This window comes from Porcincola sp. LCP21S3_C12 (genome assembly GCF_052118625.1).
Classification (GTDB): Bacteria; Bacillota; Clostridia; order Lachnospirales; family Lachnospiraceae; genus Porcincola.
In genome coordinates, this window is the sequence record NZ_JBQKGW010000013.1 from 21,291 (window position 1) to 41,284 (window position 19,994).

A 19,994-nucleotide genomic window follows, 5' to 3' on the forward strand; every position below is an offset into this window, starting at 1 on the left:
GCCGGTTTTGAGTAGATAAGAACCTGGTATAGAAGAGGGACTGCCGCGGGCGGCAGCCCCTCTTGTTTTTCGGGAGGGAGACCGGGAGGCCGTTCTGCAGGTGCAGGGCAGGCGGTCAGTCTGTCCGGTGTGCGAGGGAGGATATTGTGAAGAAGGGTGAGGTATACGAGGGCGAGGTTCTGCGGACAGAATATCCGGGCAGAGGGATTGTGCTGGAAGGGGAGCACGAGGTACGCGTGAAGGACGCGCTCCCGGGTCAGACGGTCCGCTTTCGGATAACAAAAAAGAATTCACACCGCTGCGAGGGAATGCTGCTGGATGTGATGAAACGTGCGGGGAACGAGATTGTATCGGACTGTCCGCATTTTGGAAGGTGCGGTGGATGCAGCTACAGAACCCTGTCTTATCAGGATCAGCTCAAACTGAAGGAAGATCAGCTGATCAGACTGTTTGAGCCGGTCGTGAAGCAAGAGGCGCCCGGTTCCGGGGCGGACGGTCAGACGGATGCTGCTGCCGTCTCCTGCCAGAAGGGAGGCCGGCCGGTCTGGTTTCAGGGTGTCAAGGCCAGTCCTGATTTCCCGGCATACCGCAACAAGATGGAATTCTCATTCGGAGACCTTGAGAAGGGCGGCGAGCTTCAGCTGGGACTGCATGTGAAGGGAAGCTTCTATGACATCCTGACGACAGATGATTGCCGGATTGTTGATCCGGACTTTCATCTGATTCTGAAGTGTGTTCTGGAGTGGGCGAGAGAAACCAGGCTGCCTCATTTTCACAGAGTAACCCACCAGGGTTATTTCAGACATCTCCTGGTGAGACGGACAGCGAATACAGGGGAGATTCTCGTTGATCTTGTCACAACCTCGCAGGCTGAGGCGGATTTGAACCGGCTCACGGATCGTCTGCGTGCGCTTCCAGTCGAAGGGAAGATCGCCGGCATCCTGCATACGGTAAACGACAGCGTGGCGGATGCGATCAATGACGGCGGGACAGAGGTACTGTACGGCAGCGCCGTTATCACGGAAAACCTTCTTGGGCTGAACTTCCGGATTACACCATTCTCATTCTTTCAGACAAACTCCCGCGGGGCGGAAGTGCTGTATGAGACGGTCAGATCGTATATTGGCGATACAACTGGAAAGACGGTCTTTGATCTTTACAGCGGAACCGGAACCATTGCGCAGGTACTGGCACCGGCTGCGAGCCATGTGACCGGAGTGGAGATTGTCCCGGAGGCAGTGGAGAGTGCGAGGGAAAGTGCAAGGCTGAATGGGCTTGACAACTGCGATTTCATCTGCGGCGATGTCCTGAAAGTGGTGGATGAGCTTCCGGAAAAGCCTGATCTGATTGTGCTTGATCCGCCCAGAGAAGGGATCAATCCGAAGGCGATGCCCAAGATCATAGCGTTCGGTGTCAGACGGATTGTCTACATTTCCTGCAAGGCGACGAGTCTGGCAAGAGACCTGCAGCCGCTGCAGATGGCAGGGTACAGAGTTGAAAAGATGTGCGGGGTGGACCTCTTCCCCGGCACGGAGCATGTCGAGACGGTATGTCTTTTGTCCAAACTTTCTGAGACAAAGAATCACATCAGCGTGAAGGTCGATATGGACGAGATGGATGTGACGGCGGCGGAGAGTGAGGACAGCCGGTCGCCGGAGACGCCGAAGGAAAAGGAAGACGCGATCATAGAGGCGTTCAGGCATTTTCAAATGATCTGATGGTTCTCTGTCTTTTTTTGAAAAATCTCCCTGCGTAAGGTATTGCTTGTTACGCTGCGTCATGTTGCATAATGCATGGCGAAAGGAGGCGAAGGCTATGTCAAAATACTCGACAGGAGAGATTGCAAAGCTCTGTAGCGTCACTGTCCGGACGGTCCAGTACTATGATACAAGAGGGATCCTGATTCCCAGCGAACTTTCCGAAGGCGGGAGACGGCTCTACTCGGAAGACGATCTGAAGCGCATGAAGATTATCTGCTTTTTGCGTGAACTGGATCTTCCCATCGGCGCGATTGCTCAGATCCTGAAGGAAGAGCATCCTGAAAAGGTGATCTCCCTGCTGATAGAACAGCAGGAGAAGGCTCTTTCAGATGAAATCACTGATAAAGAGGAAAAGCTTCTGAAGCTCCGTGAGCTGAAAAACGGATTGAAAGGCAAAACAGAATTCTCCCTCGAAACGATCGGTGACATAGCCGTCATTATGGAAGGCAAGAAAAAACTGAAGAAACTGCATCTGATGATGCTCCTGACCGGGCTCCCGGTCACGGCGCTGCAGTGTTTTTCCATCATCTTCTGGATCGTCAAAGGTATCTGGTGGCCGTTCATTATCTGGCTCCTGGTGGCGATCCCCTGGGGGATCCTGATCAGCCGATACTATTTCGCACATGTGAAATACATCTGTCCGGAATGCCATGAGGTATTTAAACCCACACTGAAGGAAGCCTTCTGGGCAAATCATACCCCCACAGCCCGAAAGCTTACCTGCACTTCCTGCGGTCACAGAGGCTTCTGTGTGGAAGTCTGGGGAGGTGATGGCGCATGAGCGTATTTGAGAATAATAAAGAACAGACAAAGATTAGCTGGCTTATTGCCGGTGCTGTCGGCTTTGTCATTTCTGCCCGGATGCTGGAAGTGGGCGTACACTATTTCTGCATCGTGGCAGACAATCCTGTTTCGCGCTTCATGAACGGAAACACAGCCGCCTTCGTCCTTTATGGGATCACGATGGCAGGGATTTTCGAAGAATGCGGACGGCTTATCATTCTGAAATACATTCTGAAAAAGTACTGTACCCGTGAAAATGCGGTGATATACGGAATCGGCCACGGTGGGATCGAGATCCTGACGGTCCTTCTGCCTGCCAGCGGCCATTCTGCTGCATATGCTGGCAGATACCTTTCCGGCGCTGTATCAGAGAGGCATTCTGCCTCTGTGGGCAGTTGAAATATGGACTGCCCTCTGGACACTGATGATTATGCTTATTGCGGCTAAGCTATACTGGAATGCCGCTTGCCGGAAATGAAGCAAAGATCAAGCAGCAGCTGCGGGAAGCGAGGGTGCTCGACCAGCTGGTTCAGAGCAGACACTATTTATGATTCATTAACCAGCTTCCCTGTCATATGCTCAGGAATGAGTTCAAGGCACTGTACTCTCGGCAGAGCATTTTTCAATTCCTTTTGTAAATACTCTTCATCATCTGTGAACTTTTTTATGAGATTGGTACAGATTTTTATTGCAGTATCCTCATCCTCAACAAGCTTGATTCTGCCAAATACAATTACGCTGTTAATATTTAAAGCCCAATCGTCGTCTTTCCGATAGCCTTCATCCCATGTACAGAAGCTTACTTTATCACAAGCCTTAATTGCATCAATCTTGTGACCTTCCTTAGCTCCATGAAAATAGATTTTCCCATCCTCTTCACAATACCACTGGTTAACGGGCAAACCATACGGGTAACCATCCTCACCAATAAGGGATAGTACACCGCGCTTTGCATTTTTCAGCACCTCAATGCACTGTTCATCTGTAATCTGTTGCTTAAATCTTCTCATCTTTCTAAACATAGTTCACCTTAATCCTTTGTTAATATTTTTAATCCGACAATTCCAACTACAATTAAAATAACACATATAACCTGTGTTTGATTCACCGATAATGGTTTATTTCCAGCATCTTTCGTTCGGATCCCATTCAGTGACTGGCACACTGGATTGAGTAAGAAGGGGCGTTACAAACGCTCTGATCCGGGATATAGCATCATTCTAGTCAAAATACAGTTGGCGTGAATCAGAGATCGTACCGGTCGTATAAAGAATGGTGACTGGTCGATTCAGGCGCTAAAATTCAGCTTTCCATGAACCTTAAATTGGAACTGTAGGAGGGGCTTCCCCTCCTGCGGCGGCAACGAAAGAATATACCACCGGGGTGATGTGTTTCTGGCCTATCTTGGAAATCCGTTTGGATCAGCTGCATAAAGCAGGAAAGATTTTGAAATTGCTACTTAGGCAGCCCAAGAAAATGTTCGCACCCCCATTATCAGTTCCGGAATATTTGACGATCGATACGACGTTTTGAAGGTTTCCGCAGGCAGTCCGTTGCATGCTTCAGAATTACATCTCTGGAAGTGTGAGAATCACATATGAATAATATATTGACACGGTGTCAGAATATGCATATAATGGCTATGCTGACACGGTGTCAGAAATACGTGAAATGATAAGGTACATAAGATGAGAAAAGCGACGCGTGAACAGATTGTTCAGAAAAGGGAAGAGATTATCAATGCGTGTGAGCAGCTCTATCAGAAAATGAGTTTCCGGGAGATCACGCTTAAGGAGATCGGGAATATCACATCCTTCTCCCGTCCCACCATTTATAACTACTTTGAGACAAAGGAAGAGATCTTTCTGGGACTTTTCCAGAGGGAATATGACCGCTGGAATGAGGATCTGACCGCCATACTGAACGGGAATGACCAGCTGACGAAAAAAGAACTGGCGGATCATATCGCAAACTCTCTTGCAGGACGGCAGCAGCTCTTAAAGCTTCTTTCCATGAATAACTACGATATGGAGGCAAACAGCCGACAGGAGCTTCTGACTGCCTTCAAACAGTCTTATGGGCGCTCGATGCATCTGATGTGCATGCTGCTGGAGAAGTTCTGCCCGGACATGGGAGTGACTGACATTCAGAATTTCATCTATATCTTCTATCCCTTTATGTTCGGAATCTACCCATACACCGCAGTCACAGAAAAACAGAGAGTGGCCATGAAGGATGCGGGGATCAACTATGTATATCAAAGTGTCTACGAGCTCACTTACAGCTGCCTGATCCGGCTGCTCGGAGAGTAAGGGGCGCGTAACTATAAAGACTATCAAAAATAAAGGAGACAAAAGCAATGGCAAAATTACCGAAAATCGCACTTGGCGCATGGGCGTTGGGAAACGACGGAACATTTGGAAACAGCCTGACAGCGGAAAGTCTGAAGTCAATCTTTGGTACGGCGATGGCAAACGGCCTGAATCTGAACGTCATCCGCATGTGGGAAAAGGAGATGAAATAAGATGAGCAAGAAAAATATCGGAGCAACACTTGCACTGTATCCCTGCCCGGTCATCGTAGTCGGGGCAATGGTAAATAATAAGCCGACCTGGACGCTTGTCGCCCATGCCGGCACCGTGGCGCATAGCCACCTGATGGTATCCCTTGTGCAGGCACACTACATCAATCAGGGGATCCGTGAGAACAAAAAGCTTTCCGTCAATGTGGTCGACGAGTCCTGGCTGAAGGATGCGGATCGGATGGGAACTATTAGCGGCAGTAAGGTGGACAAGTCAGAAGCTTTTGCCTGGACAATGGGTGAAAACGGCGCTCCGCTGATCGATGAGGCGAAGGTTTCCATCGAGTGTGAGGTGGACGGCAACTACGAGCTGGAGCATTTCGATCATTTCATCTGCAAGATCCTTGCGACCTATGCGGATGAAACCGTACTGAACGAGCAGGGCAAGATCGACTACCACACCTTTAAGCCGGTGCTCTTCGAGTTCCCGACCTATGAATATTTCGTGACAGGCGAAAAAGTTGGCAACTGCGGTAAGATGAACTGATTGCAGACAAGCCTCAGAGGAAAACTCGGAGGCTTGTACCCATATTTGAAATGGAGAAAGAAAATGGCAAACAAAACATTGGTGGCGGTATTTTCCGCCAGTGGCGTAACAAAACGAGTCGGTGAAGAGATCGCGAAGATTGCTGGCGCAGACTTTTACGAGATCGCACCAAAGGAGATCTATACATCGGCGGATCTGGACTGGATGAACAAGAAAAGCCGCAGCAGCGTCGAGATGAACGATCCATCTGCAAGACCCGAGATCAATGGCAAAGTTGCCGACATGGCTTCCTATGATACTGTGATCGTCGGCTTCCCGATCTGGTGGGGTGTTGCTCCCAGGATCATCGATACCTTCCTGGAAAGCTATGATTTTTCCGGCAAGAAGATCATTCCCTTCTGCACGTCCGGCGGAAGCGGGGTCGGCAGAAGTGACACGGCCCTTCATAAGGATGTAAGCGGCGATGTGAAGTGGGCAAAGGGCAAACAGATCAATCGACCGAATGAGGCGGAGATCCGCCGCTGGCTTGACGAAGTTCTGTAAGAATACGAAACGGAGGTGAGCCGGAATGAAATATACAAGACTTGGAAACAGTGACTTAAACGTATCCCGGATCTGCATGGGATGCATGGGATTCGGTGATTCCGGACGGGGCCAGCACAGCTGGACCATCGACGAGGAGCATACCAGAGAAATCATAAAACGCGGGCTGGAGCTGGGCGTTAACTTTTATGACACAGCTATTGCTTATCAGAGCGGCACCAGTGAGCAGTACGTAGGACGTGCCCTGCGGGATTTTGCTAAGCGTGAAGATGTAGTTGTTGCTACCAAGTTTCTTCCAAGAACACAGGAAGAAATCGAAAACGGCGTCAGTGGTCAGCAGCACATCGAAAACATGATCAACACAAGCCTGCAGAATCTTGGAATGGACTATGTGGACCTCTATATCTATCACATGTGGGACTGGCAGACACCAATCGAAGACATCCTGGACGGCCTGAACCGTATCGTTAAGGCCGGTAAAGCCAGATACATCGGCATCTCCAACTGCTTTGCCTGGCAGATCGCCAAGGCTAATGCTGTGGCAGAAAAAGAAGGCTTTCCGAAGTTCGTTTCCATCCAGGGACATTACAACCTGATCTTCCGCGAGGAGGAACGGGAAATGGTGCCGTACTGCAATGAAGAGAATATCGCTCTTACTCCCTACAGCGCCCTTGCTTCAGGAAGACTATCGAGACGCCCGGGGGAAGGCGGAACAAAGCGAGCAAAAGAGGACACCTATGCGAAGTTCAAATATGATGCGACAGCTGCACAGGATAATGTGATCATCTCCCGTGTTGCTGAGCTTTCCGAAAAGCACGGCGTGACCATGACGGAAGTGTCACTGGCGTGGCTGCTCACAAAGGTGACCGCCCCAGTGGTCGGAGCGACAAAGCTTCATCATATCGAAGGCGCGGTAAAGGCATTGGATCTTTCACTGACACCAGAAGAGATTCTGTATCTGGAAGAGCCCTATGTGCCGCATCCGCTGGCTGGAGTTATGACACAGAACAAACCGGCCGCCGCAAAAGAAAAACATGTCTGGTCTACGGGCGACCAGAAGATCGCAAAGTAGGAGGAAGGAACAAAATGGCTGAAAAGATCGTACAGACTGCAGGAAGAAACCAGCTGGGAGAATTCGCACCGATGTTTGCGCATCTTAACGATGACGTGCTTTTCGGTGAAGTGTGGAACGAGGAAGCAATTGATGTGAAGACGAAATGCATCATTACTGTTGTGTCCCTGATGGCCTCCGGCATCACAGACTCCTCCCTGTCCTATCATCTGCAGAACGCGAAAGCCCATGGCGTAACGAAGGAAGAGATCGCCGCCATCATCACCCACGCCACCATGTATGTAGGCTGGCCGAAGGGATGGGCGGTATTCCGTCTTGCAAAGGAAGTCTGGAATGAAGAAGAACCGGTGCTGACGGATAAAGACAGATACCAGAACACGATTTTCTTCCCGATCGGAGCCCCGAACGATGCCTATGCGCAGTATTTCATCGGTCAGAGCTATCTCGCGCCGGTATCCACCAATCAGATCCCGATATTTAACGTGACCTTTGAGCCGGGATGCCGAAACAACTGGCATATTCATCATGCCAAAAGTGGCGGCGGTCAGATTCTGATCTGTGTCGGCGGAAGAGGATGGTATCAGGAATGGGGCAAGGATCCTGTAGAGATGACACCTGGTACAGTGATCAACATCCCGGAAAATGTAAAGCACTGGCATGGCGCGGCAGAGGATAGTTGGTTCTCACATCTGGCAATAGAAGTTCCGGGTGAGGAAACATCCACGAAGTGGCTGGAAGCGTCTAAATAATACGGAACAAATAAAAGTAATCAATAACGATATAGGAGTGATACCGGGTAACTGGCATCACTCTTTTTTAGTGTTCCGGAGTAACGCGCAGCCATCTCCGCTGGAGATGTTCAAGGGGATTGGGGTGCTTCCACAACGAGCTAAAATTGGCTTTGTATTACAAAGACACGGCTCGCACAGTAGCTCAAGTAATTGCTTTCCCGGCTGACAATGCCGGTGGACGAGACAATGCGTTTACTGAATAAAAAGCTTATGGGTCACTGCCAGTACTATGGTGTAAACGGAAATCTGGATGCTCTGAGTAAGTTCTATCAGTATGCCTATAGAAAGGCCTTCTCACATTGACAAGCAGGGCAATTCAGAGTAAACCGCGGACACAGGTGCGAAACTTTAAGAAAATTTCAATTTCGGAAGTGACAGTATGAAATATTGAAAGACCAGAATATATGCAGCGGCTTCTTGATCTTATGGGGACCCCGGATATCAAGATCATTACCGGAGTGCGCCGCAGCGGCAAGTCTGAATTGATGAAAGCTTATATCCGCAGAATCAGCAAGATTCAGCCAGAGGCCAATATTATCTTTGTGGATTTCTTTAACCTGAAATATGAAAGATTAAAGGAATATCATGCTCTGTATGATTACATTGAAAGCCATTATGCTGCCGGAAAACAGAACTATGTATTCGTGGATGAAGTGCAGCTGTGCGAGAAATTTGAGCTTGCATGTGAAATACGATCTGAGTGATACCGGCATACGTTTTGCCAGACTTGGCAGACGGAATCTTGATTATGGCCGGATGTATGAAAATATTGTCTGTATCGAACTGATGCGGCGTGGCTTCGAGGCTTACGTTGGAAAGCTGTATCAGAAAGAAGTGGATTTTGTTGCCGTCCGCGGCGATGAAAAGATGTATATCCAGGTAAGTGACGATATATCTCGGCCGGAGACCTTTGAACGTGAGTATGATCCCCTGCTTAAGATCAAAGATGCGTATCCCAAGCTTATTCTGGCCAATACCAGGCATGAGACCTATGACTATGAAGGCATCAGGATTCATAATTTATCAGATTGGCTGCTGAAACATGAGTAAAGGCCTCAGGAGAGCGGCGGAATGAAGAATCAATCACACGAACATATCAGTCTTTCACATCCAGTGAGAGGCTGATTTTTTATGGTTTTCGTTTTACCGTTCCGAAGCATTGCATTGGCATCCGGCAGTCATACAGTGAAGAGCGGAGACGCCAAAGGAACGCCTTCGTTTTTCAGTCTGAAGAGATTCTGCTGATGCTTTTTTGTAAGAAAAACCACGATAATTTCAAATAGTACTTGACCTGGAGCTAACTCCAAGGGATATAGTCCAGTTACAGATGACAAAGCAAGCGGCAAACTGTAAAGAGGGGTGATGAAGATGACGATAAAAGAAGTTTGCGAAAAATTCAATCTTTCTCCGGACACGCTGCGCTACTATGAGCGCGCAGGTGTAATTCCGGAAGTCAGAAGAACAAAAGGCGGGATTCGAGACTATTCACAGGATGATGTCAACTGGGTTGAAAATGCCGTCTGTATGCGAGGTGCCGGAGTCCCCATCGAGATGCTCATTGAGTATGTGCGGCTGTTTCAGATGGGTGATGAAACGATTGAGGCAAGACGTGATCTTCTTTTGGAGGTTCGTAGTGGAATTCAGAAAAAACTGGATCAGTATCAGGAAACGATGAACCGGCTCAATTACAAGATTTCCCGGTATGAAGAAGCCGTGAAGACGGGTGTCCTCAGCTGGGATGCTGAAGATAACAAGAAGGATTCCTCAAGCCAATAAGAGGGATTCGAAGGAGAAAAACATGCAGAATTTTGATTATGTTACACCAACAAGATCTTCGCATCAATCGGTATCCCGATGCATCTTAAGGAAGTTGGCATTGATGAAAGCCGCATTGATGAGATGGCACATCATGTAGCAGAAAATGAAGGACTTGAAAGTGCATGGGCACCGCTGACTGAGAAGGATATTGCAGACATATTCAGAGCATCCTTATGAATGACAAAGGAGATTAAAAATGGCATACGGATATATTGCAAAACTGAATGAACACGTCATAAGGGAACATGTTCGTTTCAATGACCGCTATGGGATTGCGATTGCGGCAGATATTTACCGGGCAAAGGATCTGGATGAATCCGGAAAATATCCGGCGCTGATTGTCGGCGCACCCTATGGCGGCGTGAAAGAACAGGGACCCTGTGTTTATGCAAATGAACTGGTGCAGCGCGGGTTTGTGGTTCTGACGTTTGATCAGGTACATATGGGAGAATCCGCAGGAGAGCCAAGGAATGTTTCTTCGCCGGATCTGTTTGCAGAGTCGTTCAGTGCGGCGGTCGATTATCTTGGCGTGAAGGTTCCCTATGTGGATCGGGAGAAGATCGGTGTGATCGGCATCTGTGGATCGGGCGGATTTGCACTCTCTGCGGCTTCAGTTGATGTCCGTATCAAAGCGGTTGCTACGACTTCCATGTATGATATTTCCGACGTTCGCGGCATGATGAACCTGACGAAGGAACAGATCGATGGGATGAAGCATCAGCTTGCCGAACAGAGATGGTCGGACTTTGAACAAGGTCAGCCGGAATATATTCCCAGTTTTCCGGAAACGCCATATCCTTCCGTGGAAGCTCTGCCGGAAACGGATCGGATCACCAATGAATGGAATCGCTTCTATGCAGTGCCGCGGGGGCATCATCCGAACGCGAGAGGCGGTTTTACTACTACCTCCAATCTGGCCATGATGCAGTTTAAGTGCCTTGATTATATTGATGAAATTTCGCCGCGTCCGATTCTCTTTGTAGCAGGCGATCATGCTCATTCTCGCTCTTTCTCAGAAAAAGCGTACGAGAAGGCGGCGGAGCCGAAAGAACTGTATATTGTTGCGGATGCGGAGCATATCGATCTTTATGATCAAGTGGATAAGATTCCGTTTGATAAGCTGGAGAATTTCTTCAAAGATTCGTTAAAGTGATGAATGGAAAGCAGCCTGATTGAGTGAAAGGAGCGCACGGAAAGAAATGAACAGGTTTGTATTGGCCGGAATGCTCAGTTTCATGTTACTTATCTCAGGGTGCGGCTTCAGAATGGATACGGAGGAAACCATCAAGGAAACAGATCCTCCATCGGAAAGCAATGCTGGAGATGAGATGAAAAAAAATATGGATGAATCAATGTCGGAGGAATCTGCGGCTATAAGGATGACAATAGAAAATACGCCTGTCCGGATTACATGGGAAGACAATGAATCCGTAACAGCTTTGAGAGAACTTGCGCGGAAAGAACCAATTCAGATCCACATGTCAATGTATGGCGGCTTTGAGCAGGTTGGACCGATCGGGACATCGCTTCCAAGAGATGATGCAGAGACAACGACCTCTGCTGGAGATATTGTTCTTTACTCTGGAAATCAGCTGGTAGTTTTCTATGGGTCCAATTCATGGGCTTATACAAGACTTGGCAGAATTACGGACCTGACGACAGCGGAATTGTCTGAACTGCTTGGCAAAGGTGATGTAAAGATAACGATACAGACAGATTGAGAACAACATCAGAAAGGGACCAATCCATGAGTAAAATGCTTGTAATTTCAACTAGTCTCAGGAGCCATAGTAATTCAGAATTCCTAACCGAAAAAATGACAGAGGGTATCCGGGAAGCTGGCCATGAAGTGGAAACAATCAGTCTCAAAGGTAAAAACCTGAAGTTCTGCACCGGCTGCCTCGTCTGTCAGAAGACGCAGAAATGCGTTCTGAATGATGATGCGGTCTGGATCGCGGAAAAGGTAAAGATGGCAGATACACTGGTGTTTTCAACACCGATTTATTATTACGGCTTGAGCGGACAGATGAAGACCTTGCTTGATCGGATGAATCCGCTGTATCCTTCCGATTATCAGTTCCGGAATGTTTATCTGTTAACCGTCGCGGCAGAAGATGAATCCAGCACACCGGAGAGGACAGTCAGCGGTCTGCAGGGATGGATTGACTGCTTTCCTAAGGCGCGTCTTGCCGGAACTTTATTCTGTGGCGGCTTGAACGATGCGGGAGAGGCAGCGGAGAATTCTGATATTCAGGAGAAGGCTTACCAGTTTGGCAAGGCAATTATTTAAAGGGAGTAGAGGAGAAACGGAAGCATGGACGGTAAGATTGTACAGACGGCGGGAAGAGACAGACTTGCAGAAGTTTCTAGCACCGGTTTCCGCTTCGCAGATCGGAATCCACAATGTTACCTTTGAGCCGGGCTGTCAGAACAACTGGCATATCCATCATGCTAAAAGCGGCGGCGGCCAGATTCTGATCTGTGTCGGGGGCAGAGGGTGGTATCAGGAATGGGGCAAGGAACCGGTTGCGATGAAGCCGGGTGACTGCGTAAACATTCCTGTTGGCGTGAAGCATTGGCATGGCGCAGCAGAGGACAGCTGGTTCTCACATCTGGCAATAGAAGTTCCGGGTGAAGAAACATCCACAGAGTGGCTGGAAGCATCCAAATAATACGGAATAAGAAGCACTAATCCATAACGATATTGGAAAACATTCGACCGAAAATGATACAATTTAACATTTCCAGAATGTGCGCATGAAAAAAGGGTGCAAGGTCGAAAAAAAGGGTGCATTGTGGATTTGAAAAAAGATATAGTTGGAAGGAAAATACATGTATAGGCTAATGTTGATACCGGGAATAATTGTCACTGTATTAGGAGTGCTTGCACTCTTAGGTGGTGCGGGAGGTGCGAGTCTGGTTTTTATTATTCCTGGCGTGCTTCTTATTTTTATTGCTGAAAAGAAGAAAAAGAAAGCCAGAACAATTGTACCATTGAATAATGAAGTACCGCTATCTGAGCCGAAATCTATAGATAGCCACGATGTAGTAAGCCAAACCATTCAGTCAACCACGTCGGAGAAAAGCTCTCCGATTAAGGATAACTTATCAATGTCAGAATCAGAGAATGATATTGATGAATACATAAAGAGATTAACAGAATCTACGCGAAAAAAGATAATTCAGTCTGTTCCTGCTGGAAATACATATATTGATTCTTTAAAGGATGTGTTCTTTGCTGTTGATGTTGAGACTACAGGGTTAAGTCCCGAAAGAAACAGAATCATCGAAATTGCTGCTGTAAAATTTGAGAATGGTGTCCCCGTCGATTCATATTCTACGTTGGTGGCTTCTGTCAAGCACATTCCTGAAGCTGCATCGAGAGTAAATGGTATTACTGATGAAGATCTGGAAATCTATGGCGAAGATGAGATTTCTGCATATGATCAATTCACAGATTTTTTAGGGCAGGATACTCTTGCGGGGAATATCTGTATGGTAGCTCACAATGCCTCATTTGACATGGCATTTATCATTAATTCGTTGAAACGGCTCAAGTATAACGAGGATGTAACTTTACGGTATTTTGATACTCTGGCTCTTTCCAGAAAATATCTTACTCTTCCGAACTATAAGCAACCAACAGTAGCTGATTTCTATGGAATAGTAAATGATGATGAGCACCGTGCTGAAGGCGATGCCCTAACTTGTGGTAAGATCCTTGTACAACTATTGGAAAACATGAAGGATGAAGCTGAGCGTGGTCGTATTGCACGAGAGAACTCTCTACCCACAGACGAAGAACGTGAAATTTGTGCATACATCAAAAAAGTTCTTATGGATGCGGGAAAAGATACTGCAAGACTTCGTTTTGAAAAGAAAAGCGGAGGGACTATCAAGGCAAAATATCCATACGGTTTTACCAGCTTTAAGATACTTAAGAATAAGCCGATGTACTTTACCTTTGATAAGTCTGACTATGTTCATTGTGAATTGGAAACAAAGGATACGGATTATCACAATGGGGAAGCAAATTCGGTTCGTGTAAATCTGAAACATCCAAAGCAAATTGAGCTTCTGGAAGGTTCTATTGTGAAGGCCTATAAGCGCGATGGGAAAAACATTACAGATTTCTATCATCATACCAGATGGGTGCAGCAAGATGCCGACTATACCTTTCAAATCGTTGACAATGAAGTCGAATCTCTGGTTGCTGCCTGTATAAACAGGGCGGACAAAAAGGCAGACCAAAAAGCTGCACATGAAGCAGAGAAAGCCGCTATTGAAAAAGAAAAGGAAGAACGCCGACTTGCGAGAAAACTTCGGGCGGAGAAAGCAGAAAAGCATCCTGAACCTATAACAAAGAGCAAAGGCCGAAAAATAGGAAGATATGATGATAACATGATTCTTCTTCAAGAATATGAAAGCGTTACATCTGCTTCTATAGCAGTAGGTATTAGCCAAAAGAGTATTCGTGATGCGGCTTCCGGCAGGCAAAAGCATGCAGCTGGATATGTTTGGAGATATTTGGATTCGAACGCGTAAGATAATGATTTGAGATCCTATTGCTTGAAGACCGGAGAAACAAATTGATATAATACGCCACCTACAGGCTATCGTAGGTGGCGTTCATTAACCTTTTGATTCAGGTTGTCTTTTAGACCTTGATTTCCATTCCATTTCTGAATGTTACCCGGATGTCTTCCTTGCTGTAAACTGTGATAAAATCAACGAGGCTCTGGAACTGGGTGGCGTCGAACTCTGTCACGAGACTCTTCTTTTTCTCATGCGTATCGAGAAATTGCCGGATAGATGAACTATGCAGTCCATGATATTCTTTGAATTCTGTGATATCTTCCGCTGTAATGGAATCATGGTCGAAAACAAGAGCATCATCGGTGTCCTGGGCAAAGATATCATGGAAGACAGTTTTCATTTCCTCAGCGCTGTTTGAGATACCTGGACAGCAGGTCAACATTTGTCGTGGCCCGCTCGTACTTCCTGTTGAAGATGGCGTACAGAAAGATGCCGCCTTTCAGGACAAAATGGCCGGCATACGGAGATACCGAGATCCGACAATTCAGGGCGTTTTGCCCTGGATCTGATTATTCCGGGCGATCAGCCCATGCGCTGAAGCGCGTTCAGCGCACGGGAATCGCCGTTTAGCAAAGTCCGGCCGCAGTTCAACCCAGGCCGTCAGGCATGGGATAAGTACTGCCGCATGTTTACGTCGCCGGTTTCCACCCAGGTGGTGTTGTGTGCGAAGCGCTCCACGATAGATTCGGCATAGGTTCCGCCGCGAAGGCGCTTCACCCAGTCCTCGCGCTTGTAAAGCGTGCAGAAGATCGTGGATGTGCTGTCAAAGCGGCGCTCTGTCAGTTCCAAAAGGAATTCGACATCTGCCTTGGACAGTTCCGGCATGAGCCATTCATCCAGGACGAGCACCTTGAAAGCTGCATACTTGTTCAACACTTTGTTCTTGCCGCCGGGAAGCACCGACTTCTCAGCGTATTCTTCCAGGAGATCCGGGAGCCGGATGTATCTGGTCTTATGCTGATTTCGACAGGCTTCTTTTGCCATTGCACAGCCAAGGAAGGTCTTGCCGGAGCTGGGATATCCCTGGAATACGATGCTTCGGCAGTCGTCGACGAACCGACAGCTAGCCAGATCGGCGATAATGCCTCGGTTGAGGGGACGCTTGTCGATATACAGGATGTCATGGATATCGGCTTTCGGAAGGCGGAATTTCGCGTTCTTGATCAGCCTCCGTACCTTGTCGTTGTATTTCCTCTGATAGACACCGTCTGTCAGCAGCTGGAAACGGTCGTCAAACGGAAGTGCCAGCGTCTGCGGATCCTGCTGTTGTATTTCGAGTTCCTCTATGAATTCGCCGATATTCAGAACACGGAGCTTTCTTCTGGTCTCATCATTCAGCATCAGGATCGCCTCCCTTCCGGTAGTAGTCGCTGCCGCGCAGATAACCCATGGAGGAGTCGTCGGTGGAGGATTCGGATTCCAGCTGCTCTTTGTAAGTGATGTCTTGATTCGCCGTCAGGATTGCTTTAAGGTGATGGTAACGGGGCACCTTAATCCCTCTGCTGATGGCAAGCTCACAGGCGGTTTCCAGACGGGCATCTGTATACGTCCTGCTGAGACGGAGAACGGCGAGACAGGGATTATAGCCCTGTTCTTTTATGCTGACACTGCCGAAGATCCGGTCGATGACCTGCCGGGTATATTTCCCAACTGAACTCGCCCAGTTCCGGATCCGTTCGTCATCCCACTGGACGATGTTCCGGAATGCCGGCGGCATGTCTTCCGGGTGTGTGGAGTACTTGTTCTTCATATAGTTCGGAAAACGGTTGTGTGTTGTCAGACGCTCGCCTTTGTAATAGATCTCCACGAAGCGGTCTGTGATCTTCAGGTCAACCTTCTTTTTCACGTACTGATACGGACAGGAATACCGATTCTTCTTGTACACGACATGGAAGTCGAGGTTGACAGCCCTGCCATAGACCCACTCGGCAATCTCATAAGGGACATCTGGAAGCGGGCGGAGGAATTCCTTTTCTTCCTGAAGCACCTCATAACGGCTGCCTTCGCGCTTCTGGAAAGCCTCATGGTTGAACTTATAGAGCTTGTCTGCAACTCCTTTCCCGAGTTCCGCGAAGGAGTAGTACACGTCATTCCTGCACCGGGCGATGATGGCGGTGGCGATCTTACCGACAGTGCCTTCTACAGAAGGCTTCTGCTTCGGCTTTCTGACACCAGCGGGCATGATCGCCGTCATGTAATGTGAACCCAGGGCCGCATAATCATCAGTCAGGATGATCTCTCCTTCCTTGGGATGAGATACGACACCGGTCTTAAGGTTGTCGCACACGGTCCGTACCGGAGCGCCGCCAAAGTATTCATACATGCGGATATGACACCGGATAAAGGTGTCCATCTTCATGTCCAGGCACGGCTCAACGTAAGAATACTGGCTGTAGGGGAGCGTTCCGACGAACAGGTAGACCGTGATCAGTTCGCCGGTGTTCATGTCCACGTAGTGCATAGTCGGACCGGACCAGTCGACTTCCGCTCGCTCTCCGGGCTTGTGTTCGAGATGGTTGGTGAGGCGGTTTGCGACGGTGAATTCGGCATACCCTTCGTTGAACTTTGTCTTGCCCATGGGGATCTCGCCGTTACGTTCGCAGCGTTCGATGTATTCCTCATGGAGAAGCTTGAGGGTGACACCTACGCGTTTCAGTTCCTGATGTACATGCTCGTAGTCAGGATCACCGTACATGGTCTCGTTCGCGAACTTTTCCGGATAGAAGATGCGATAGACCTCTGTTTCCTCAAGGGCGCGGACATCGTCGTAACGAATGCCCTTCTCGTCAGCGATGTTGAAGACTTCACTGACGGAATGCCTTGAGATGTGTCTGGTGGATGCGATCGTACTTCGTGACAATCCGGCATCCCGAAGCTCCATGATGAGCTTCACGTTGATTTTTCTGGCCATTCTTCTGGCCTCCCTTCGTTAGATTTGGAGCGATACTCCTGGTGTAATTCTAACGAAGGAAAAAGCAAAAAGAACAAGAGTTAACAGGTGTGCTGACCGGCGGCCAGCATGGGCTGAACCGCGGATCGTATCAAATGGGCTGAAGCGCGGTCAGGCTGCGCTGAACTGCGGCCGGGGTGGGCCGGAGGCCCGGAATAATCACTGGATCTACAGCTACTGGGTTTGAGCAGGCGGCAGCTACGGGTAAAGGCTCCGCTGCAAGAAAATATTCCGAATAAATGGATAGATGAAAAAAATAGACCAAAGAACAACGATCAGGGAAAACGGAATTCCTTTTGCCCTTACACTGGATGTACCAAACAAAACGACCGCTGCCGCAATCGAAGAGGGAAGGCGTATTGCTTACGACAGTAGTGTGAAAGGTTATAGCAATATGGACGATCTTAAGTCGGCACTGGAAGAATGAAGTACGAAGTAAAGTTTACAAATCAGTTTAAGAAGGATCTGAAACTGGCGAAAAAATAGAACAAGAATATGGAGAAGCGGACTTATTGTAGGAGGAGGAATAAATGACTGACGAACAGTACGCACAGGCTGAGTCCTTCTGGACTCGAAAAGATGAAACCGAAAAGAAGCTGGATGATGATGCTCTGTATAGCTGGATAGACGAGTTCTTATCGTCCCATAAGGTTCTTGCCCTGGCAACTGCCGCGAAGGATTGTATTCGCTGCACGCCGCTTGAGTACAGTTGGTATGCGGGAGCACTTTGGATCTTCACCGAAGGCGGGCTCAAGTTCAAAGCTTTGAAGGAGAATAAGCGTATCGCGGCAGCGGTCTTCGAGACGGGCGCGTCCTTTGGCGGACTTAGGTCACTGCAGATCGAAGGAACAGCGGAGCTTGTCGGGCTGTTCTCCGATGAATATAAGAATGCCGCGGAGTTCAGAAAGATACCGATGGAAACATTGAAGAAACTCGAAGAGCCTATGTGGCTTTTGAAGATCATACCAACAGAGATCACCTGCCTGAATTCAGATTTCAAGAAAGACGGATTTGGCAGCAGGCAGATATGGAAGAGGTGTCATTCATGAATGAGTATAAACCGCCATTTCACATGACGGATAAGACAACCAATCTTGTGGGAGATATCAGCGAGCAGATCGGCAGGATCAAAGTGCTATCGCATGGCAATCTGAATCCGGCATTAGCACAAGGAGTTATCGAAATGACAATTCCCGACAAGCCTAACAGCCGAAATCAGAGGTACAGGAGAAAGCAACTTGATCGGTGACCGACCAAGATAAGCGACCAAGATGCCGACCAAGTTAACGGCATACTGGGCCTAGAACTTGAATAGCTCCTTAGAGGGCATGAATCCTGAGTGGGATTTTGGAAATATGACAGAAACGGGTAGTATGAAAATATTTTCACAGTATAAAGGTTTGGGAAGAGGGAACTTCATCCTTTTCGTTGGAAAGATCGTAACGAATCTTGGCGCAATGATATGGCCAATGATGACATTGATACTAAATAGGAAGCTGGGACTTGATGCAACGCAGACAGCACTGTTTTTTATAATAACCGGATTTATGTTTTTACCTGCAAATATATGGGGCGGACAGCTTGCAGACAGATTCAGTAAAAAAAAGATAATCATATTGTGTGACGTCGTTTCGATTGTATCGTTTGTAATAAGCGGTTTTCTCCCACTCACTTTGTATACGCTATGTGTGACCCTGACAGGTGCTTTTTTTCAGACACTGGAAGGACCTGTATATCAGGCTATGGTGGCAGATATCACTCCATCAGATAAAAGAGAACAAGCATTTTCACTGCTTTACATGGGCGGGAACATTGGACTGATACTGTCGCCAACCATTGCAGGAATACTTTTTAATCATTATCTCTGGCTCTGCTTTGTAATAAGTGGAGTGTCTATATCGGTATCAACAGTCCTGATCGCTTTCTTTATAAAGGATACAACGGAACGAATAAGAAAAGAATCCAGGGAAGAGGTTAAGGGACAGGATGGGAATATTTTAAGGGTTGTAAAAAACAGTGCAACTCTGATTCTTTTTCTGATTGCCATGAGTTTTTATCAGGGGGCTTATTCCCAATTCAGTTATCTGATGCCGCTTGATATCTCAAAGGCATATCCTGAGAATGGATCCATTATTTATGGAACAGTGACCAGCCTGAACTGTATCATTGTAGTGGTACTTACACCTGTAATAACAATGGCTATGGAAAAAGTGGCTATGACAAAGAAATATCTGCTTGGAATCATCCTGCAGGCATTGAGCTTTGGAGCATTTGCGCTTTCATTTGGAGTGATTGCGGGATATTATGTCTCAATAACACTTTTTACGCTGGGAGAGATACTGACGACGATCGTAACGGGGGCATTTCTTGCGGACAGGGTTTCAGCAAATTTTAGAGGAAGAATATATGGCATAACCAGCTTTTCAGCAGCTTTTATGACGGGGATCGTGGAGTGGAACAGCGGATGGCTGTTTGATCATTATGGTTCTGCACCGGCATGGATTTTTTCTGTTGCAATGACGATGATCGCTGTGATTGCTTCGTTTGTTCTGGTGTTTACTGATAAGAGAGAGTACGGTGAGTTGTACAAGTGATTGCTGCAGGTCCATACAC

At 47.8% G+C, this 19,994-nt stretch carries 23 protein-coding genes and 2 pseudogenes; 21 read left to right on the forward strand and 4 right to left on the reverse strand.

Annotated features, from left to right (window positions below; translation table 11 throughout):
• The first annotated feature begins 146 nt into the window (after window positions 1–146).
• From rlmD to ACTQ1N_RS08140, 3 genes are all read left to right on the forward strand, one after another.
• Complete coding sequence (gene rlmD, locus ACTQ1N_RS08130; protein ID WP_441956271.1) at window positions 147–1,718, forward strand: 23S rRNA (uracil(1939)-C(5))-methyltransferase RlmD; 1,572 nt, start codon at window positions 147–149, stop codon at window positions 1,716–1,718.
• 97 nt (window positions 1,719–1,815) lie between these two features.
• Window positions 1,816–2,541: a MerR family transcriptional regulator gene (locus ACTQ1N_RS08135; protein ID WP_441956272.1), complete on the forward strand. Its 726-nt coding sequence runs from the start codon at window positions 1,816–1,818 to the stop codon at window positions 2,539–2,541.
• Window positions 2,538–2,942, forward strand: coding sequence for a YhfC family glutamic-type intramembrane protease (locus tag ACTQ1N_RS08140; RefSeq protein WP_441956273.1), 405 nt, complete (start codon window positions 2,538–2,540; stop codon window positions 2,940–2,942). Before ACTQ1N_RS08135 ends, ACTQ1N_RS08140 begins: the two co-directional genes overlap by 4 nt.
• Window positions 2,943–3,088: 146 nt before the next feature.
• Here ACTQ1N_RS08140 and ACTQ1N_RS08145 read toward each other — a convergent pair whose 3' ends face one another.
• Window positions 3,089–3,565, reverse strand: a complete 477-nt coding sequence (locus tag ACTQ1N_RS08145) for a pyridoxamine 5'-phosphate oxidase family protein (RefSeq protein ID WP_441956274.1) — start codon at window positions 3,563–3,565, stop codon at window positions 3,089–3,091.
• Window positions 3,566–4,231: 666 nt separating this feature from the next.
• On the opposite strand from ACTQ1N_RS08145, the gene ACTQ1N_RS08150 reads away from it, so the two are divergent.
• The 14 genes and pseudogenes from ACTQ1N_RS08150 (at window position 4,232) to ACTQ1N_RS08215 (ending at window position 14,380) form a co-directional block, all read left to right on the forward strand.
• Window positions 4,232–4,855, forward strand: coding sequence for a TetR family transcriptional regulator (locus ACTQ1N_RS08150; protein WP_441956275.1), 624 nt, complete (start codon window positions 4,232–4,234; stop codon window positions 4,853–4,855).
• 47 nt (window positions 4,856–4,902) lie between these two features.
• On the forward strand, window positions 4,903–5,067 hold the full coding sequence (locus ACTQ1N_RS08155; protein ID WP_441956276.1) for a hypothetical protein: 165 nt from the start codon (window positions 4,903–4,905) through the stop codon (window positions 5,065–5,067).
• A 1-nt stretch (window position 5,068) separates the two neighbouring features.
• On the forward strand, window positions 5,069–5,611 hold the full coding sequence (locus tag ACTQ1N_RS08160) for a flavin reductase family protein (protein ID WP_441956277.1): 543 nt from the start codon (window positions 5,069–5,071) through the stop codon (window positions 5,609–5,611).
• A 63-nt stretch (window positions 5,612–5,674) separates the two neighbouring features.
• Complete coding sequence (locus ACTQ1N_RS08165; RefSeq protein WP_441956278.1) at window positions 5,675–6,154, forward strand: flavodoxin; 480 nt, start codon at window positions 5,675–5,677, stop codon at window positions 6,152–6,154.
• Window positions 6,155–6,179: 25 nt separating this feature from the next.
• The gene (locus ACTQ1N_RS08170; protein WP_441956279.1) at window positions 6,180–7,226 is read left to right on the forward strand and encodes an aldo/keto reductase; all 1,047 of its coding nucleotides are present in this window, start codon (window positions 6,180–6,182) and stop codon (window positions 7,224–7,226) included.
• Between the two features lie 14 nt (window positions 7,227–7,240).
• On the forward strand, window positions 7,241–7,975 hold the full coding sequence (locus tag ACTQ1N_RS08175; RefSeq protein WP_441956280.1) for a carboxymuconolactone decarboxylase family protein: 735 nt from the start codon (window positions 7,241–7,243) through the stop codon (window positions 7,973–7,975).
• Between the two features lie 446 nt (window positions 7,976–8,421).
• Window positions 8,422–9,067: pseudogene (locus ACTQ1N_RS08180) on the forward strand (AAA family ATPase).
• A 318-nt stretch (window positions 9,068–9,385) separates the two neighbouring features.
• On the forward strand, window positions 9,386–9,793 hold the full coding sequence (locus ACTQ1N_RS08185) for a MerR family transcriptional regulator (protein WP_441956281.1): 408 nt from the start codon (window positions 9,386–9,388) through the stop codon (window positions 9,791–9,793).
• Window positions 9,794–9,859: 66 nt separating this feature from the next.
• Entirely contained in the window at window positions 9,860–10,012 is a 153-nt protein-coding gene (locus tag ACTQ1N_RS08190) for a hypothetical protein (RefSeq protein ID WP_441956336.1), read from the forward strand.
• Window positions 10,013–10,031: 19 nt separating this feature from the next.
• A complete protein-coding gene (locus ACTQ1N_RS08195; RefSeq protein WP_441956282.1) occupies window positions 10,032–10,988 on the forward strand; it encodes an alpha/beta hydrolase in 957 nt (318 codons plus the stop codon).
• A gap of 46 nt (window positions 10,989–11,034) precedes the next feature.
• Window positions 11,035–11,556, forward strand: a complete 522-nt coding sequence (locus ACTQ1N_RS08200; protein ID WP_441956283.1) for a cyclophilin-like fold protein — start codon at window positions 11,035–11,037, stop codon at window positions 11,554–11,556.
• Window positions 11,557–11,591: 35 nt separating this feature from the next.
• Complete coding sequence (locus ACTQ1N_RS08205; protein ID WP_441956337.1) at window positions 11,592–12,125, forward strand: flavodoxin family protein; 534 nt, start codon at window positions 11,592–11,594, stop codon at window positions 12,123–12,125.
• 67 nt (window positions 12,126–12,192) lie between these two features.
• Window positions 12,193–12,507, forward strand: a pseudogene (locus ACTQ1N_RS08210) (cupin domain-containing protein); the annotation flags it as partial.
• Window positions 12,508–12,667: 160 nt separating this feature from the next.
• Window positions 12,668–14,380 carry an exonuclease domain-containing protein gene (locus ACTQ1N_RS08215; RefSeq protein ID WP_441956284.1) on the forward strand — a complete coding sequence of 571 codons (1,713 nt, stop codon included), beginning with the start codon at window positions 12,668–12,670 and terminating at the stop codon, window positions 14,378–14,380.
• Between the two features lie 112 nt (window positions 14,381–14,492).
• On the opposite strand, the gene ACTQ1N_RS08220 is transcribed toward ACTQ1N_RS08215, so the two are convergent.
• The 3 genes from ACTQ1N_RS08220 to istA all read right to left on the reverse strand — a co-directional run bounded on the left by ACTQ1N_RS08220 (window position 14,493) and on the right by istA (window position 17,342).
• On the reverse strand, window positions 14,493–14,771 hold the full coding sequence (locus ACTQ1N_RS08220; RefSeq protein ID WP_441956285.1) for a hypothetical protein: 279 nt from the start codon (window positions 14,769–14,771) through the stop codon (window positions 14,493–14,495).
• A gap of 260 nt (window positions 14,772–15,031) precedes the next feature.
• Complete coding sequence (locus ACTQ1N_RS08225) at window positions 15,032–15,772, reverse strand: ATP-binding protein (RefSeq protein ID WP_441956286.1); 741 nt, start codon at window positions 15,770–15,772, stop codon at window positions 15,032–15,034.
• Window positions 15,762–17,342, reverse strand: coding sequence for an IS21 family transposase (gene istA, locus ACTQ1N_RS08230; RefSeq protein ID WP_441956287.1), 1,581 nt, complete (start codon window positions 17,340–17,342; stop codon window positions 15,762–15,764). Before istA ends, ACTQ1N_RS08225 begins: the two co-directional genes overlap by 11 nt.
• 286 nt (window positions 17,343–17,628) lie before the next feature.
• Here istA and ACTQ1N_RS08235 point away from each other — a divergent pair, with 286 nt between their 5' ends.
• The 4 genes from ACTQ1N_RS08235 (at window position 17,629) to ACTQ1N_RS08250 (ending at window position 19,975) form a co-directional block, all read left to right on the forward strand.
• Window positions 17,629–17,808 (forward strand): hypothetical protein, encoded by a 180-nt coding sequence (locus ACTQ1N_RS08235; RefSeq protein ID WP_441956288.1) that lies wholly within the window; start codon window positions 17,629–17,631, stop codon window positions 17,806–17,808.
• 103 nt (window positions 17,809–17,911) lie between these two features.
• Window positions 17,912–18,430, forward strand: coding sequence for a pyridoxamine 5'-phosphate oxidase family protein (locus ACTQ1N_RS08240; protein ID WP_441956289.1), 519 nt, complete (start codon window positions 17,912–17,914; stop codon window positions 18,428–18,430).
• Window positions 18,427–18,630 carry a Fic family protein gene (locus tag ACTQ1N_RS08245; RefSeq protein WP_441956290.1) on the forward strand — a complete coding sequence of 68 codons (204 nt, stop codon included), beginning with the start codon at window positions 18,427–18,429 and terminating at the stop codon, window positions 18,628–18,630. Before ACTQ1N_RS08240 ends, ACTQ1N_RS08245 begins: the two co-directional genes overlap by 4 nt.
• A 79-nt stretch (window positions 18,631–18,709) precedes the next feature.
• Window positions 18,710–19,975, forward strand: coding sequence for an MFS transporter (locus ACTQ1N_RS08250; protein ID WP_441956291.1), 1,266 nt, complete (start codon window positions 18,710–18,712; stop codon window positions 19,973–19,975).
• The last annotated feature ends 19 nt before the right edge of the window (window positions 19,976–19,994 follow it).